We start from the raw sequence: 15,734 nt of genomic DNA on the forward strand, positions 1-15,734 counted from the left end.
CATCGTGCCGGTTGCTCATCTCTACATCCTCGAAGGCCGTGACGACGACAAGAAGGAACGCCTGATCGCCGAAGTCACCGAAGCCATCCATCGCTCGCTCGACGCGCCGCTCGAATCGGTGCGCGTGATCATCACCGAGATGCCGAAGGCGCACTTCGGGATCGGCGGGCAGAGCGCGAAGAAGCGCGGGCGCTGACGCGCCGCGCACCATCGAAATCGACAGGAGGAGCGTCATGTCAACCAATCCCGAACTGGGCCGCCGGATCGTCGCCGGCGGTCTCGACACCAACTATCACGACCTCGGCGACGGGCCGCCCGTGCTGCTGATCCACGGCTCGGGGCCGGGCGTCACGGCCTATGCGAACTGGCGGCTCACGATGCCCGCGCTCGCCGCGCGGTTTCGAGTGATCGCGCCTGACATGGCCGGCTTCGGCGAGACCGAACGGCCGAGCGGCTACGTCTATTCGATGGACAACTGGGTCGACCACGCGCTCGGCTTGCTCGATGCGCTCGGCGTCGAGCGCGCGCACGTGATCGGCAATTCGTTCGGCGGCGCGCTCGCGCTCGCGCTGGCGATCCGCGCGCCCGACCGGGTCGGCCGGCTCGTGCTGATGGGCGCGGCCGGCACGCGCTTCACGCTGACCGAGGGGCTCGATGCCGTGTGGGGCTATACGCCGTCGATCGCGAACATGCGCGGCCTGCTGGACATCTTCGCGTTCGATCGCACGCTGGTGAACGACGAGCTCGCGAAGCTGCGCTACGACGCGAGCGTGCGGCCCGGCTATCAGGAGGCGTTCGCGAACATGTTCCCGGCGCCGCGCCAGCGCTGGGTCGATGCGCTCGCGAGCGACGAGGCGAAACTGCGCGCGCTGCCGCACGACACGCTGATCGTCCACGGTCGCGAGGATCGCGTGATTCCGCTGGACAGCTCGATGCGGCTGCTGGACCTGCTGCCGAATGCACAGCTTCACGTGTTCGGCCGTTGCGGCCACTGGACGCAGATCGAGCATGCGGCACGCTTCAACCGGCTCGTGATCGAGCACTTCAACGAGTAGCCGGCCGGATCGGCGCGCAGGACGACCATAGAAAATCAATTCAGTAGAACGAATATTGGAGACATCGATGAAACGAAAGGCTGCATTCGGACTGGTCTCGCTCGCCGCGTGCGCGGGCATGGCGCTGAGCACCGGCGCATCGGCGACGGAGGGCGGCGGCGACACGATCGGCGAGGGCGCGGAGGCGTTCTTCGCCGGTGCGCTGCCGCCGGCCGGGCTGTACGCGTTGCTGTACTACACGCATTACCATGCGTCGCGCTTCAACGATTCGCACGGCAACGGCTCGGTGCCGGGTTTCAAGCTCGATGCCGACGTGCTGATTCCGCGTGTCGTCTGGATGTCGAGCCTGTCGGTGCTCGGTGGGCGCTACGGCGCGTATGCGGTGCTGCCGATGGAGCATCTGGCGCTGGACGCGGGCGGCGCGTCGTTCGACCGCACTAATCTTGGCGACCTGATCGTCAGCCCCGCGCTGATCGCATGGGGATCGGGCGCGCTGCGTACCGTCGCGGCGATCGAATTCGTGTTCCCGACCGGACAGTACGATGCGCATGCGGCGTTGAACACGGGCAAGAACTACTACACCGCGCGGCCGGTGTTCGGCGTGTCGTGGTTGCCGAACGACAAGATCGAGGTGTCCGCGAAGATCACCTACAGCTTCAACTCGCCGAACAACGACACCCATTACCACTCGGGGAACCTGTTCCACATCGATTACTCGGCGAGTTACGCGGTCACGCCGAAGGCGCGCGTCGGGCTGTCAGGGTACTTCGTCAAGCAGACCACCGACGACATGCAGAACGGGCAGCCGGTCGCGGGCGACGGCTTTCTCGGGCAGGTGTTCGCGATCGGGCCGGGATTGCGCTACCAGTTCGGCAAGGTCAGCGTGGAGGCGCGCGTCGTGAAGGAGTTCTTCGTGCGCAACCGGCCGGCCGGCGAGGCCGTGTGGGCGAAGGCCGTCATTCCATTCTGACGGCGCCGCACGAATGGCCGTTCGCGCCCGTGACGCGGCCGTCGCGGGGCGTCAGGTCGCACGTCATCGTGCGTTACCGCGCGAGTGCGGCGAGACGCGGGAATAGCGGCAGCGCGTTCGCATGGTTGATCGCGGCGTGCCGGTCGGCGCCGAGCGCCGCATACGCATCCTGCGCGTGAGTGAACGACGTGCTGACGGCGGGCGGCGCGTACGGGAAGTCGCTGCCGTACAGCACGCGATCGGGTTGCGCGAACGCGATGAGGCTCGGCAGCGCGGACGGCGACGACAGCGCGGTATCGAAGTAGAACGTGCGCAGGAGGTCGAGCAGCCCGTCGCGATCCGGCACGTCGTCGCGCACGCCGGGCGCGAGATCGGCGAAGCGGTACGCGGTGTACGGCAGGAAGCCGCCGGCGTGCGACAGGATGATGCGCACGTTCGGGTAGCGCGCGATCACGCCGTCGAGCACGAGCTGCAGCGCGGTGCGCGTCGTATCGAACGGGTAGTCGAGCAGCGGACCGGGCATCCCCGGCAATGCGTCGATCGCGGGCTTGGCCGGATGAATGAACACCACCGCGTGACGGCGATCGAGTGCGGCCCACACGGCGTCGAATGCCGCGTTGCCGAGATACGTGCCGCCGTAGTTGCTGAGCAGCACGACGCCGTCGGCTTTCAGCGTGTCGAATGCGTGGTCGATTTCGGCGAGCGCGCCGTCGACGTCGGGCAGCGGCAGCGTCGCGAAGTTGCCGAAGCGGGTCGGCCATGTCGCGACGAGGCCGGCCACGTATTCGTTGACCTGACGGGCCATGTCACGCTTTGCGTGGCCGTTCCAGCCCTGCACGCCGGGCGCCGTCAGCGACAGCACGCCGGTCTGGATCTCCAGCGAATCCATGAACGCGAGTGCGCTTTCCGGGCTCCAGGTTGGGCTGCCCCAGCCGGACGGGTCGCCGCCGTGGGCAGGCAGGGCGTCGGCCCAGAACGGCGGGACGACGTGCTGGTGAACATCGATACGGTTGCGGTCTGACATGATCGGGCTCCTGTGAACGTTCGCTGCGAAGCAGTGGATGTTCGTCAGGATGCGCGCGGTTGATTTTTCATTCCAATAGATTAAATTTCAGAATTAATCGTTTCGAGTGATCAATCGACCCTATGGATCTTCGCCATTTGCGCTACTTCCTCGCGGTTGCCGAAGAAGGGCATTTCGGCCGCGCGGCGGAGCGGCTGCATATCGTGCAGCCCGCGCTGAGCGCGCAGATCCGCGCGCTCGAGGAGGAACTGGGCGCCACGCTGTTCGAGCGCACCACCCGCAAGGTGCTGCTGACCGACGCGGGCCGCTTGCTCGTGACCGAAGCGCGGCACACGCTCGAGCAGGCCGAGCGCGCGAAGACGGTCGTGCAGCGCGCGGCACGCGGCGAGACGGGCGTGGTGCGGATCGGCTTCGTCGGCAATGCGGTTGCGACAGGGCGGCTGTCCGACGACCTGATCGCGTTTCACGCGGCGTGGCCGGAGGTGACGCTCGACCTGCATGAAATGGCGCTGGCCGCGCAGCAGGACGCGATCCTGGCGGGCCGGCTCGACATCGGCTATTGCCCGGCCTTCGGCACCGACTTCGATTCGAAGCTGGCCGTGCGGACGGTCGGCAGCTGGGCGTGGGACGTGATGATGAGCGACCGGCATGGGCTCGCGAAGCGGCGCTCGGTGAGCGTCGCGGCGCTGGCAGACGAACCGTTCATTTTCTACGCCGCCGACGGCGACGACGAAGGGCAGCTGGCGATCCTGCGGCGGGTGCTCGGCCGGGCGCCGCGCATCGCGCACAAGGTGAGCAGCACGCTGTCGGTGCTGGCGTTGACGGGGGCAGGTCTCGGGGTGGCGCTGGTGCCGGCGCCGCTGAGCCGGATCGCGGCACCGAACATCGTGTACCGGAAACTCGCCGGCAACGTGCCGGGGTCCGAACTCGTCGCGCTCAGCCGGATCGGCGGGGAGTGGGGGGCGGTAGGGCAGTATCTGGCGATGCTGGGCGAGCGCGCCGCGTGAGTGCCGCGGCGCGCGCCGGCATCATTCCTCGTCCATCAACCGGACCTTGACCCGCTTGCCCTTGATCTTCCCCGCATTGAGCTTGCGCAGCGCATCACGTGCGACGCCGCGCTCGATCGCGACATAGGTCGAGAACTCGGTCACGTTGATCTTGCCGATCTGCTTGCCGTCGAACCCTGCGTCGCCGGTCAGCGCGCCGAGCACGTCGCCCGGACGGATCTTGTCCTTGCGCCCGCCGAGGATCTGCAGCGTTTCCATCGGCGGCAGCAGCGTGTCGTTGCCGGCCGGCTTCAGTTCCGCGAGCGGATGCCATTCGACGTCGCGCTTCTGCGCGTGCTCGATCGCGCCGACGCGACCCATCTCGTCCATGCTGGCGAGGCTGAGCGCCCAGCCTTCCTGGTCCGCGCGGCCGGTGCGGCCGATGCGGTGCACGTGCACTTCGGGGTCGGGCGTCACGTCGACGTTGATCACCGCCTCGAGCTGCGCGATGTCGAGCCCGCGCGCCGCGACGTCGGTCGCGACCAGCACCGAGCAGCTGCGGTTCGCGAACTGGATCAGCACCTGGTCGCGTTCGCGCTGTTCGAGCTCGCCGTGCAGCGCGAGTGCGTGGAAGCCCTGCGCGTGCAGCACGTCGAGCAGGTCGCGGCATTGCTGCTTGGTGTTGCAGAACGCGATCGTGCTCACCGGCCGGTAGTGGTTCAGCAACTGGCCGACCGCGTGCAGCCGCTCGGTTTCCGTCACTTCGTAGAAGCGCTGGCGGATCTTGCTGTCGTCGTGGCGCTCCTCGAGCTTCACTTCCTTCGGATTGCGCAGGAACTGCTGGCTCAGCTTCGCGATGCCGTCCGGATAGGTCGCCGAGAACAGCAGCGTCTGGCGCGTCGTCGGGCACATCCGCGCGACCTTCGCGATGTCGTCGAAGAAGCCCATGTCGAGCATCCGGTCGGCTTCGTCGAGCACGAGCGTGTTCAGCGCGTCGAGCTGCAGGTTGCCGCGGTCGAGGTGATCCATGATGCGGCCCGGCGTGCCGACGACGATATGCGCGCCGTGCTCGAGGCTCTGCGCCTGCGGGCGCATCGGCGTGCCGCCGCACAGCGTCAGCACCTTCACGTTTTCCTCGGCGCGCGCGAGGCGGCGCACTTCCTGCGCGACCTGGTCGGCGAGTTCGCGTGTCGGGCACAGGACCATCGCCTGCACGTCGAAGCGGCGCGTGTCGAGGCGCGCCAGCAGCGCGAGCGAGAACGCGGCGGTCTTGCCGCTGCCCGTCTTCGCCTGCGCGATCAGGTCGTGGCCGGCGAGCGCGATCGGCAGGCTCGCGGCCTGGATCGGCGTCATGTCGACGTAGCCGAGCTGCGCGAGGTTCGCGAGCGTGGCGGGCGTCAGCGACAGCGCGCTGAACGGCGTGGCGGTCGGTTGGCTCAAGAGAGGTCTCCGAGGTAGGGGCGGCCTTCCATCTGTTCGTAGACGACCGTGCCTTCGTCGTCCTCGAAGCGTTCGAGATAGTTGCGCGCGCCGCACAGCGGGCAGCGGAACAGCAGCCCCTGGCCTTCGTCCTTGATGACGACGTCGGACGTCTCCCACTGCGTGCCGCAGCTCTGGTTTCGGCAAGTAAACACGGTCTTTCTCCAGCTGAATTCGGTTGATGGCGCGCCCGGCGGGCGCGGCAACGGCGTGCGGCGCTCGCGCGGCTCGGGCGCGGGCCGCACCGGCGGTCGCGTGGACCGCGTCGATGCGGATGGTGGATCGGGTGGCGACGGCGTCGCGCGTGCCCGCAATTCTAGCGGATGCGGGGGGCGGGCTGGGGACGACCGGCAGCGCGCGGCCGACAGCGGACAACCCGCAGCGGTCGAGCGGCCGGGGCGATCGGCTGCGGGACGGCCGGTAGCGGACGGCCGGTAGCGGCCGATCGGCATCGATGCGACCGGCGGTGTAGCAGCCGTCTACGCCGCCACCCGTCGAAGCACGCCGTACCGCACGCATCCTCCATGAAAAACGGCCGCCCCGGAGGGCGGCCGTGCGATGCGAGGAAACGGGGCCGGACGCGTTACAGCGCCATGTCGGCCGATGCCTTCGCGGGGCGCGCCGGGGCCGTGCCCGTCGCCTGCGACGGCGCATTCATGTCGATCTTCGGCGGCGGCGACAACTGCAGCACGTCGCTCGTATAGGTCCATTCCTCGACGACCTTCGCCGGGCTGTCGTTCAGCTTCGTGCCGTAGCTCGGCACGATCTGGCGGATCTTCTGCTGCCATTCGGGCGTCGCGACCTTGTCCTTGAACACCTTCTGCATCAGGTTCAGCATGATCGGCGCGGCCGTCGATGCGCCCGGCGAAGCGCCGAGCAGGCCCGCGATGCTGCCGTCCTGCGCGCTGACGATCTCGGTGCCGAGCTTCAGCACGCCGCCCTTCTTCGGGTCGCGCTTGATGATCTGCACGCGCTGGCCGGCCTGCCACAGGCGCCAGTCTTCCTTCTTCGCGTCCGGGAAATATTCCTTCAGCGCGTTGAAGCGGTCGTCGTCGGACAGCATCAGCTGGCCGGCCAGGTACTGGACGAGCGGGAATTCGTCGACGCCCACGCGCATCATCGGCGCGACGTTGTGCAGGTTGGTGCTCTTCGCGAGGTCGAAGTACGAGCCGTTCTTCAGGAACTTGGTCGAGAACGTCGCGAACGGCCCGAACAGGATGATCTTCTTGCCGTCGATGATTCGCGTGTCGAGGTGCGGCACCGACATCGGCGGCGAGCCGACCGACGCCTTGCCGTACGCCTTCGCGAGGTGGCGCTTCACGACCTCGGGGTTGTCGGTCACGAGGAACGAGCCGCCGACGGGGAACGCGCCGTAGTCCTTCGCCTCGGGGATGCCCGACGCCTGCAGCAGGTGCAGCGCACCGCCGCCCGCGCCGATGAACACGAACTTCGCGTCGACGGCCTGCGGCGGTTCATCCGAATGCAGCTTGACCCACGACACGTGCCACGTGCCGTCCGCGTTGCGCGAGATCTCGCGCACTTCGCTCGACAGCGACAGCGTGAAGTTCGGCTGCGTCTTCAGGTAGCCGACGAACTGGCGCGTGATCTCGCCGAAGTTCACGTCGGTGCCGATCGGCGTCCACGTTGCCGCAACCTTCTGGCTGCGGTCGCGGCCTTCCATCATCAGCGGCACCCACTGCCTGATCTGGTCGTAGTCTTCCGAATACTGCATCCCGCGGAACAGCGGGCTCGCCTGCAGCGCGTCATAGCGCTTCTTCAGGAAGCGGACGTTGTCGTCGCCCCACACGAAGCTCATGTGCGGCGTCGAGTTGATGAACGAGTGCGGATTCTTCAGCACGCCCTGCTTGACCTGCCACGCCCAGAACTGGCGCGAGATCTGGAATGACTCGTTGATCTCGATCGCCTTCGAGATGTCGATCTTGCCGTCCGCCTTCTCCGGCGTGTAGTTCAGCTCCGCGAGCGCCGAGTGGCCGGTGCCCGCGTTGTTCCAGCCGTTCGAGCTTTCCAGCGCGACGCCGTCGAGGCGCTCGACCATCGTCATCGACCAGTCGGGCTGAAGCTCGTGCAGCCACACGCCGAGCGTCGAACTCATGATGCCGCCGCCCACCAGCAGGACGTCGACCTTCTTCGTATCGGCGGCATGCGCGGACGACGCCGCGACGCACAGCGCGAGCGCGGACAGTATTACCCGTAACGTTTTGATCACAGCAGATCCCTTTTTCAACTTGGATGCATCGGTTTGCCATGCCGCCGGCCGATGCGGAATCGCGACCGGCTCGCGCATCCGGAGATCCGGACCGCGAATCCGGAATTCCGGACCGACCGCGTTCGCCGTTGCATTTGCACACGTGAAGCCGTTGCGAAGGACACCTTCGGATCGGCTTCATGCGCTCGCGCAATCGCATGCTTCCCGGTCGTGCGAAGGGCGCGCAGGCCCTTGCTGCGGGCCTCGCCGGAAGGCGTTTCAGACCGCGTCGAAAGCGGGCGCGCGCAGTGCGTTCCGCGGGGGCGGGATGGCAAGGGGCGCGTAATATAACCGAACTCGATTGCCGTGTCGCACGCGCGGAATATCCTTGTTTTCGTGGGGTTTTTTGCGTGTCCGGGTTTCCGGAATGACAGTGCGCGGAACGGGAAAGACGACGGGGATCGGCGGGGGCGAAACGCGCGCGACGGGCATGTCGCGCATCGCGCTTGCACGTCATCGAGCCGCGGCGTTGCACCGCGACCCGGTCACATCACATCACTTCACTTCGCTCCGTCGTTCCGGCAGAACTGCTCGTACCCCAGCGCCGAATTCGCGAAGCCACGCGCCTTCGCGAGTTCCCATGGACGCTCGCATTGCTGCGTTTGTTCACACCATGCGTAGCCGGCCGAGCCGATGCAGCCATGTGCATCGCGATCGCCGCCGACCATCGGCGGCGCGGCCTGGGCGGTTTGTGCGCCCTGCGTGCCCTGTCCGGCGACATCGGGCGGGAGAGGGGTGGGCGGCTGCGTCGCGCACGCGCCCAATGCAAACGCGAGAGCGATCATGGCGGCAAGCGACGCGGAAGGAATGAGATGTTTCATACGGTAGCGCTCCATGGGATGAAGGTCGACAGCGAATGCCCGTGCGCGGGCGCATGAACGATCACGCATCCGGCACCGGCACGCGCGACGAGAACTTGACCTCGCGCAGCGCGAGGCTCGAATGGATCGACGACACGCCGGCCTGCTTGCGCAGCACGCGTTCGACGAATTCCGCATACGCGTCGAGATCGGTGGCGACGACCTGCAGGATGTAGTCGGCCGCGCCGGTGATCTTGTGGCACGACGTCACTTCGTCGTGACGCCGCATCACGTCCTCGAAGTGATCCGAATCCTGGTCCGAATGCATGTTGAACGTGACCTGCACGAACGCGAACACGTTCATCCCGAGCGCGCGGCGGTCGAGGTTCGCCTGGTAGCCGGTGATCACGCCTTCGTCCTCGAGCCGCTTGCGCCGCCGCCAGCACGGCGTGACGCTCAGCGACAGCCGTTCGCCGAGCGTCGCGTTGGACAGCGCGCCGTCTTCCTGCAGCAGGCGGAGCATCGCGCGGTCGACGCCGTCCAGTTCCACCGAAGCGCGATTTTTGCTCATTCCCGGGTCTCCGTAGACGGTTTTCTCAAAATTGTACGAAACGAAGAGGTGAAAAGCAAAGTTATTGCCGGCCGGCCTCAATAGACTGTTGCCACCCCCACAGCCCTCACTGCAACGGTCAACCATGCTCACGGTCTACAGCAGCGATCACCATCTGCATCGCGGCGTCGAACTGAAGGACGGCGCGATCACCGATTCGTTCGAGAACCCCCTTCGCGCCGAAACGGTGCTCGCGCAGGTCCGCGCGGCCGGCCTCGGCGACGTGATCGCGCCGCGCGCGTTCGACCGCGCGAGCTATGCCGGCGCGCACAGCGCGCGCTACGTCGACTTCCTCGCCGGCGCATGGGACGAATGGACCGCGACCGGCCGCACCTGCCAGGCGCTGCCGCTCGTGTGGCCGGTACGCGCGATGCCGTCCGCGGCGACGCTGCCCGACTTCATCGACGGCAAGCTCGGCTTCTTCGCGATGGACGCGGGTGCGCCGATCAACGCCGGCACGTGGGACGCGGTGAGCGCGAGCGCGAACTCGGCGCTCACCGGCGCCGACCTGCTGTCGAACGGCGGCGCGCGCGCGGCGTTCGCGCTGTGCCGCCCGCCCGGCCACCATGCGGGCCGCGAGTACATGGGTGGCTACTGCTACCTGAACAATGCGGCGATCGCCGCGCAGCACGGTGTCGCGAGCGGTGCGGCGCGCGTCGCGGTGCTCGACGTCGACTTCCACCACGGCAACGGCACGCAGGACATCTTCTACGACCGACCGGACGTGCTGTTCGCGTCGCTGCACGGCGAGCCGGCGGTGTCGTATCCGTACTTCTCTGGCTATGCCGACGAGCGCGGCGCGGGCGCGGGCGAGGGCTTCAACCTGAACTTGCCGCTGCCGAAGGGCACGCAGTGGGACACCTACTCGGCGGCGCTCGGCCAGGCCACTGCCGCGATCGCGAAGCACGCGCCCGACCTGCTCGTCGTGTCGCTCGGCGTCGACACGTTCGAGCACGACCCGATCAGCCATTTCAAGCTGCGCTCGCCCGACTACCTGCGGATCGGCGAAGCGCTCGCGCACCTGGGCCTGCCGACGCTGTTCGTGATGGAAGGCGGCTACATGGTCGAGGAAATCGGTATCAACGCGGTGAACGTGCTGCTCGGCTTCGAAGGGCGCGCGTGACCGCATCGCTTTGACTGCAATTAACGACGGTCCGGATCACGAACCCACAGCGACAAGGAAGGAGACGAACATGAATCGACATCAGAAGAAGACCGCATGCGCGATCGCGGCGGCGCTGGCATGCGCATTGTCCGCGCTGTCCGCGCACGCGGACGAAGTCGTGCGCATCGGGCACGTCGCGCCGCTGACCGGCGCGATCGCGCACCTCGGCAAGGACAGCGAGAACGGCGCGCGGCTCGCGGTCGAGGAGATCAACGCGAAGGGGCTCGAGATCGGCGGCAAGAAGGTCACGCTGCAGCTCGACGCGCAGGACGACGCGGGCGACCCGCGCACCGCGACGCAGGTCGCGCAGCGGCTCGTCGACGACAAGGTGGTCGGCGTCGTCGGCCATCACAACTCGGGCACGTCGATTCCGGCGTCGCGCGTCTATCGCGACGGCGGCGTCGTGCAGATCTCGCAGGCCGCGACCAATCCGATGTACACGCAGCAGGGCTTCAAGACCACCTATCGCGTGGTCGCGACCGATGCGCAGCAAGGGCCCGCGCTCGCGATGTATGCGGCGAAGAACATGGGCATCAGGACGGTGGCCGTGGTCGACGATTCGACCGCGTACGGTCAGGGGCTTGCGACCGAGTTCGAAAAGGCGGCGAAATCGGCCGGAATGAAGGTCATCTCGCGCGACGCGACCAACGACAAGGCGATCGACTTCCGCGCGATTCTCACGAAGATCAAGGGCGAGAACCCCGACGCGATCATGTACGGCGGAATGGACGCGACGGGCGGCCCGCTCGCGAAGCAGGCGCGCCAGCTCGGCATGCGCGCGAAGATCCTCGCCGGAGACGGCGTGTGCTCGACCGATCTGCCGAAGCTCGCGGGCCCGGCATCGGACAACGTCGTGTGCTCGGAAGCCGGCATCGCGCTCGAGAAGATGCCGGGCGGCGCGGGGTTCGTGAAGCGCTACGAGGCGCGCTATCACCAGCCGATGCAGGTGTATGCGCCGTTCTCGTACGACGCGGTGTACATCATCGTCGACGCGATGAAGCGCGCGAACTCGACGGACCCGGCGAAGGTGCTGGCCGCGATGCCGGCGACCGACTATCGCGGCGTGATCGGCGAAACGAGCTTCACGCCGCAGGGCGACCTGAAGCATGGCGCGATCTCGGTGTTCACGTACAAGAGCGGCAAGAAGGCGCTGCTCGATATCGTCCGGATGTGACGAAGCCGGGGCGCGCGGCGCCGTGCGGCATGCGCGGTCGCGCGCCCCGAAATCCTACGACGCTTGTACGCGGAGCGGGTCGGCCCGGCGCTGCTGTTCGGCGTCGTGCACGATGTGCAGCTCGCGCGTGCGGATCGGCAGCGCGCAGTCCGCATCGGCGAGCGTCTTGCGCACCTTGCGCGCGAGGCGCCAGCGCATCGCCCAGAACTTGTCGGGGTGCGTCCACACGCGCATGTTCGCGATCGCCGTGCTGTCGTCGAAGCGCATCACCATCACGTCCGGTGCCGGTTCCGTCAGCACGTCGGGGTCGGCTTCGGCCAGCGCGCGCAACGCGTCGAGCGCACGATCGATGTCGTCGTGCACGGACACTTCCACTTCGAGATCGAGACGGCGCGTCGGATTGCGCGTGTAGTTGCGGATCGAGCTGCCCCACAGCGCGCTGTTCGGCACGTATTCGCAGATGCCGTCCGGCTTCGTCAGCCGCGTCATGAAGAGCCCGACCTCGTCCACCGTCCCCGCGACGCCCGAGCCGCCGTTGATGTAGTCGCCCACCTTGAACGGCCGCAGCAGCAACAGCATGATGCCGGCCGCGATGTTCTGCATCGTGCCCTGCAGCGCGAGCCCGATCGCGAGGCCGGCCGCGCCGAGCACCGCGACCAGGCTCGCGGTTTCGATGCCCAGCTGCGACAGCGCGCCGACGATCGCGACGATGCGGATGCCCCATACGGCGACGTCGCAGAGGATCGGCCGCAGCGTGTCGTCGACGCGCTCCTTGTTCGCGAGCAGCCGGTTCAGCCAGTTGCCGATGCGTTTCGACAGCCACCAGCCCGCGACGAGCAGCGCGAGGGCGGCGCAGAGCCTGAGTGAAAGCGTGGACAACGCGTTCCACAGGAACGTCCAGCGTTCCGGATGAAGATGATCGAGAAACATGACGGGATTCCGGGTTGAGGACAGAAGGCGCGATGGGCGGCGCGCCCGCCGTGGTCGGGCGGGCATGCGCTCGTTCGCGGGCAGCCCTCGACTGTACACGGCATGCGGCGGTTCGCGCGAACGCATGCGGGCGGATCGCGCGCGATTTCACGGCGAAATTTCGCTTTCGTTCGTGTACGAAGCCGCCATCAGAACAAATCGGATTTGTCTTATTCCGTGATGTTGATCGCGCCGATACACTCGCTGTCAGGTTGCCGGATCGCGACGATCTCTCGTCCGCGATATCCGGTTCTTTTCCAGCTTTTCATTGATAGCGAGTGACGACGCGATGCGGTTCGACCTGTGTTTACGTCTCGCACGCGAACAAGGTCGATCCGCGCAATGCGGCGCCCTCCGCTTTCCGATTCGCCGCGCGCTGCTGCGCGGTGTCGTTGCGGCGGCGTGGCTTGCCGGCACGCAGGGCGCGATGGCGCTGGCATCCACCGATGCCGAGCCGTCCACGCCCGTGGCGGTGCAAGCGGCCGACCTTGTCGACGTGCCTTTCTTCAATTCCACCCGGACCCTCTGGGGCGGCTTGCTTGCGTCGACGGTGGTGGCGGGCATCGCGCCCGAATCGCAGGCGGCGCGTGTGCGTGCGGAGGCCTATCCCGGCATGTTCGTCGTGCGTGCCGGCGCCTGTGCGCCGTACGTCGTCCTTTGCGATGCGGCGCGGGGGGCGATCGAGCGCGGGTACGCGGGGCGTTTCGATTATGGTTTTGCATCGCTTCTGCCGGCAATCGGCACGCCGTCGGCATTCGCGCCACGTCATGCCGATCTGGCATCCGCCGAGCCGTTCACGCTCGCGGAGCAGGAGAGCGGCACGCGAGCGGGCTCGATCACCGGCAGCTTGCGCGCGTCGCTTGCGCGTGCCGAGTTGCCGGCCGGTGTGGCCGCGCAGGTCACGCGCATGCTTGTCGGCCGGCTCGACGTGACGCAGCATGGCGCCGCGGGCGACAGCTTTCGCATCGCCTTCGAACCGGACGGCGACGCATCGCTGCCGGACGGCCGGCGCGTGACGGCACTCGATGTCCGCTTTCGCGGCCAGCGCGTCGCGGCGGTGTGGTTTGCCGCGGAAGCGGGATCGTCGGGCGCCTATTACGATCTCGACGGCGTGCCGCTCGCCGGCGCGCGGTTCGCGATGCCGGTCAGCGCGACGCGAACCAGTTCGCGTTTCGGCACGCGCGTGCATCCGGTGAGCGGGGCGCGTCACGTGCATTCCGGCGTCGATCTCGCCGCGCCGACGGGCCGTGCGGTCCATGCGTCCGAGCGCGGTGTCGTGTCGTTCGTCGGCACCGAGCCGGGCGGCTACGGCAAGTACGTGGTGGTGCGCCACGATGGCGGCTATGCATCGTATTACGCGCATCTGTCCGCGTTCGAACCGAAGTTGCGTACCGGCATGCGGATCGCGCGCGGGCAGCGGGTCGGCGCGGTCGGGAGTACCGGCACGGCGACCGGTCCGCACCTGCACTTCGAGGTGCGGCGGAACAATCGCCCGATCGATCCGGTCGCGCTGGTGCAGTCGGCGAATGCGGCCGTGTTGAAGGGCCCGCAGCGCGTGGCGTTCGATCGTGTCGCGCGTGATGCGCATGTGCGGCTGGCGGCGGCTTCGTGGCTGCCGACGGTGGCCATGGCGAAGCCTGTTGCTTCGGAGGCTGGCTGACCGCAAGCTCACTCAGCGTGCGTGTTCTATCGGCAGCCAGATGTCGAGCAGGTCGGAACCGGCAACCGGATCGAAGTCCGCACGGTACCGCTCGAACTCGGACTGTATTCATCCGTACGGTCCGCGCCGTTGCGCTGCGCCGATGCAAATCGCCACGCCGTCCGGCGTGGCGATGGTCGGCAGGAAGGGCCTGCTTAGCCCAGCGGCCAGTTCAGGATCGCGATGCCGTCGTTGTAATCGCCATCGGTCCCGTCTTCCGACCCGACGAGCCCGAAGTAGGTCTTCTTGAAGATGTCGACCTGACGCGAGCCGATCTTCGACGGCTTGCCATTCGCCGTCACGACCACGCGCACCTTCCCCTTGCCCGAGTTCACGATCTGCGTGTTCAGGTTCGCGTCCCGCGTGCCGGCGCCCTGGAATGTCGCGGCCGGTTTCGGGTTGTCGTCGACATAGACCTCGATCGTCTGCTGTGCGGACGAATTGACCAGCGCCGTCACGCCGAACGCGATGTTCGGCGGCAGGTTGAAGATGCCGTCGCGTTCGCCGCCGCCGGTCGTCGTGGTATCCGGCTGCGTGGGCTGAGGCGTCGCCTTCGAGAAGTAATTGACGACCGCACCGACACCGAACTTCGCCGCCGCGCCGGGCAGCACGCCGGGTGCGCCGGCCCACGTCACCGTGCACGCGATCACCTGCCCCGCCGCATCGGCCTTCACCTTGTTCTGCCAGCTGCCGACGTCGAAGCTGTACGGGATCGTCGCGATGTCGACGAACACGTCGTATTGCGGCAGCTTTTCCACGAGCTGTGTGGTCATGAACTGACGCATCCGGTCGAGCACCGCCTGATCGCCGTTCGCCTGTACGGCGGTTGCATCGTTGCCGGCGAGTTGCAGCAGTGCGTACAGATCGTCATGGGTAAACGGTTGTGACATGTCGTCCTCGTCTCAATGGAATATCTCGCGTCGCGGCCGGTGAGCGGATCTCGCCGTTGTCGCGCGACGGAGCACAGCGTGGGACTGCAAATGACTGCTCGAATGATTCGAATTGCAATGCGTGGTTGGCCCCGTCACCGTTGCAGGTTCGGCAGCGGCGCGCATACCGGGCCGCGCCGCGAACCGCCGGCCGTTCGTCCTTGGGCCGGCCGGCGGCGGTCGGTCGCCAATCGTGCGTCAGGTCAGCCGATCGGCCACTGCAGCACGACAATCCCGTCGTTGTAGTCGCTGTCGTGACCGTCTTCCGACACGACGATCCCGAAGTTGACCGTGAACGGCGAGCCGTCCGACTTCTTGCCGTTGATCGGCGCGAGGCGCGCGTCGGTGGCCGACGTCTTGCCGTTCACCGTCACTTCGAAGCGGAGCTTGCCGTTCCCGGAATTCAGCGTGGCTTCGCGCGGGCCATCGCGCGTGGTCAGCTTGTGATAGGCGGCCGGTTCCGTGCTGTCGCCGATGAACAGCTTGATGTGCTGCTGCTCGGCGGCATTCGCGAAGAAAATCGCGCGGAAGTCGGTGTTCGGCGGAATCGAAAACTCGCCGGCGCGATTCGAGGACGTTTGAGAGTCGGCCATGCTTTCCTCCTGGAG

The 15,734-nt window shown here is 67.2% G+C and carries 16 protein-coding genes; 7 read left to right on the plus strand and 9 right to left on the minus strand.

Translation table 11 applies throughout. The annotated features are described in order from the left end of the window. Positions 1-4: 4 nt before the first annotated feature. The 3 genes from DIE23_RS15220 (at position 5) to DIE23_RS15230 (ending at position 2,025) form a co-directional block, all read left to right on the plus strand. Complete coding sequence (locus tag DIE23_RS15220) at positions 5-196, plus strand: 2-hydroxymuconate tautomerase (RefSeq protein WP_044845485.1); 192 nt, start codon at positions 5-7, stop codon at positions 194-196. Positions 197-233: 37 nt separating this feature from the next. Beyond that, positions 234-1,055, plus strand: coding sequence for an alpha/beta fold hydrolase (locus DIE23_RS15225; protein WP_124612882.1), 822 nt, complete (start codon positions 234-236; stop codon positions 1,053-1,055). Positions 1,056-1,122: 67 nt separating this feature from the next. Beyond that, complete coding sequence (locus DIE23_RS15230; protein WP_124612883.1) at positions 1,123-2,025, plus strand: transporter; 903 nt, start codon at positions 1,123-1,125, stop codon at positions 2,023-2,025. A gap of 73 nt (positions 2,026-2,098) precedes the next feature. On the opposite strand, the gene hndA is transcribed toward DIE23_RS15230, so the two are convergent. Beyond that, entirely contained in the window at positions 2,099-3,049 is a 951-nt protein-coding gene (gene hndA / locus DIE23_RS15235; protein ID WP_124612884.1) for a 2-hydroxy-1-naphthoic acid nonoxidative decarboxylase, read from the minus strand. A 122-nt stretch (positions 3,050-3,171) separates the two neighbouring features. Between hndA and DIE23_RS15240 the strand changes: the two genes are divergently transcribed. Continuing rightward, the gene (locus DIE23_RS15240) at positions 3,172-4,056 is read left to right on the plus strand and encodes a LysR substrate-binding domain-containing protein (protein ID WP_124612885.1); all 885 of its coding nucleotides are present in this window, start codon (positions 3,172-3,174) and stop codon (positions 4,054-4,056) included. Between the two features lie 21 nt (positions 4,057-4,077). Here DIE23_RS15240 and dbpA read toward each other — a convergent pair whose 3' ends face one another. The 5 genes from dbpA to DIE23_RS15265 all read right to left on the minus strand — a co-directional run bounded on the left by dbpA (position 4,078) and on the right by DIE23_RS15265 (position 9,151). Then, positions 4,078-5,475, minus strand: a complete 1,398-nt coding sequence (gene dbpA, locus DIE23_RS15245; RefSeq protein ID WP_124612886.1) for an ATP-dependent RNA helicase DbpA — start codon at positions 5,473-5,475, stop codon at positions 4,078-4,080. Continuing rightward, entirely contained in the window at positions 5,472-5,669 is a 198-nt protein-coding gene (locus DIE23_RS15250; RefSeq protein ID WP_124612887.1) for a hypothetical protein, read from the minus strand. Before DIE23_RS15250 ends, dbpA begins: the two co-directional genes overlap by 4 nt. Positions 5,670-6,097: 428 nt before the next feature. Next, positions 6,098-7,741, minus strand: coding sequence for a malate dehydrogenase (quinone) (gene mqo / locus DIE23_RS15255; protein WP_124612888.1), 1,644 nt, complete (start codon positions 7,739-7,741; stop codon positions 6,098-6,100). Between the two features lie 539 nt (positions 7,742-8,280). Then, positions 8,281-8,601, minus strand: coding sequence for a hypothetical protein (locus tag DIE23_RS15260; RefSeq protein WP_124612889.1), 321 nt, complete (start codon positions 8,599-8,601; stop codon positions 8,281-8,283). A gap of 61 nt (positions 8,602-8,662) precedes the next feature. After that, positions 8,663-9,151, minus strand: coding sequence for an Lrp/AsnC family transcriptional regulator (locus DIE23_RS15265; protein ID WP_124612890.1), 489 nt, complete (start codon positions 9,149-9,151; stop codon positions 8,663-8,665). 124 nt (positions 9,152-9,275) lie between these two features. Between DIE23_RS15265 and DIE23_RS15270 the strand changes: the two genes are divergently transcribed. Together DIE23_RS15270 and DIE23_RS15275 are read left to right on the plus strand one after the other, a co-directional pair. Further along, entirely contained in the window at positions 9,276-10,313 is a 1,038-nt protein-coding gene (locus DIE23_RS15270; protein ID WP_124612891.1) for a histone deacetylase family protein, read from the plus strand. A 70-nt stretch (positions 10,314-10,383) separates the two neighbouring features. Continuing rightward, a complete protein-coding gene (locus DIE23_RS15275) occupies positions 10,384-11,529 on the plus strand; it encodes a branched-chain amino acid ABC transporter substrate-binding protein (RefSeq protein ID WP_124612892.1) in 1,146 nt (381 codons plus the stop codon). Between the two features lie 54 nt (positions 11,530-11,583). Here DIE23_RS15275 and DIE23_RS15280 read toward each other — a convergent pair whose 3' ends face one another. Beyond that, positions 11,584-12,459, minus strand: a complete 876-nt coding sequence (locus DIE23_RS15280) for a mechanosensitive ion channel family protein (protein ID WP_124612893.1) — start codon at positions 12,457-12,459, stop codon at positions 11,584-11,586. Between the two features lie 328 nt (positions 12,460-12,787). Between DIE23_RS15280 and DIE23_RS15285 the strand changes: the two genes are divergently transcribed. Further along, on the plus strand, positions 12,788-14,158 hold the full coding sequence (locus DIE23_RS15285; protein WP_124612894.1) for a M23 family metallopeptidase: 1,371 nt from the start codon (positions 12,788-12,790) through the stop codon (positions 14,156-14,158). Positions 14,159-14,352: 194 nt separating this feature from the next. Here DIE23_RS15285 and DIE23_RS15290 read toward each other — a convergent pair whose 3' ends face one another. Further along, a complete protein-coding gene (locus tag DIE23_RS15290; RefSeq protein ID WP_124612895.1) occupies positions 14,353-15,087 on the minus strand; it encodes a fucose-binding lectin II in 735 nt (244 codons plus the stop codon). A 242-nt stretch (positions 15,088-15,329) separates the two neighbouring features. Continuing rightward, positions 15,330-15,719 carry a fucose-binding lectin II gene (locus DIE23_RS15295; protein ID WP_124612896.1) on the minus strand — a complete coding sequence of 130 codons (390 nt, stop codon included), beginning with the start codon at positions 15,717-15,719 and terminating at the stop codon, positions 15,330-15,332. Positions 15,720-15,734: the final 15 nt, after the last annotated feature.

It is taken from the genome of Burkholderia sp. Bp9143, assembly GCF_003853645.1.
Classification (GTDB): domain Bacteria; phylum Pseudomonadota; class Gammaproteobacteria; order Burkholderiales; family Burkholderiaceae; genus Burkholderia.